This window comes from Photorhabdus akhurstii, assembly GCF_018448925.1.
In the GTDB taxonomy this organism is placed as follows: Bacteria; Pseudomonadota; Gammaproteobacteria; order Enterobacterales; family Enterobacteriaceae; genus Photorhabdus; species Photorhabdus akhurstii.
The window spans coordinates 1-833 of the sequence record NZ_RCWE01000102.1 but is presented as its reverse complement, the minus strand read 5'-3'; the positions used below and the strand labels follow the sequence as shown (position 1 = coordinate 833).

Annotated in this window: 1 pseudogene; it reads left to right on the top strand. The window is 54.6% G+C overall.

Features of this window, described 5'->3' with window-relative positions:
* Window positions 1-833 (top strand): annotated as a pseudogene (locus tag EAE93_RS23920) (DNA primase); the annotation flags it as partial.

Sequence of the window (833 nt, the reverse complement as noted above, 5' to 3'; positions counted from 1 at the left end):
CGGCAGGCCGCCTATGCCCTCAAGCTGTTACAAAGCGACGGCGAACTGACCATTGCCAGCACCGGTAAAGACGATGCCAGCGGGAATCTGGTCACCAAACAGTACACGGTGAAAGGGCCGGTGATGCTGATGCTCACCACCACCGCAATAGATGTCGATGAAGAATTACTGAATCGTTGTCTGGTGCTGACGGTGAACGAATCGCGGGAACAGACCGAAGCTATCCATGCCTTGCAACGTCATAAGCAGACCCTTGAAGGTTTACTGGCCGAAAATGAAAAGGCATATATCACCGAACTGCATCAGAACGCCCAGCGGCTGTTGCGCCCGCTGAATGTGGTTAACCCTTATGCCTCACAGTTAACGTTCATGAGCGATAAAACCCGCACCCGGCGCGACCACATGAAATATCTCACCCTGATACAAAGTATCGCCCTGCTGCATCAGCACCAGCGGACGGTGAAAAAGGCCGAACATCGGGGAAAAACACTGGAGTATATCGAGGTGACCAAAGACGATATTAGCTTAGCAAACCGGCTGGCCCACGAGATATTAGGCCGCACGCTGGATGAAATGTCGCCCCAGACCCGAAAACTGTTGCTGCTGATACAGGCGATGGTGAAAGAGACGGCGACAGCGCAGCAACGCCCGGTGAACGCGGTCCGCTTTACCCGCCGGGATATCCGCAGTTACACCCAATGGAGCGATAACCAGTTAAAAGTCCATTGTCAGCGACTGGCCGACATGGAATACCTGTTAGTCCACGGCGGCAGCCGGGGCCATCTGTTGCAGTATGAACTGCTGTGGAACGGCGACAGCGCAGAAGCAGCCCA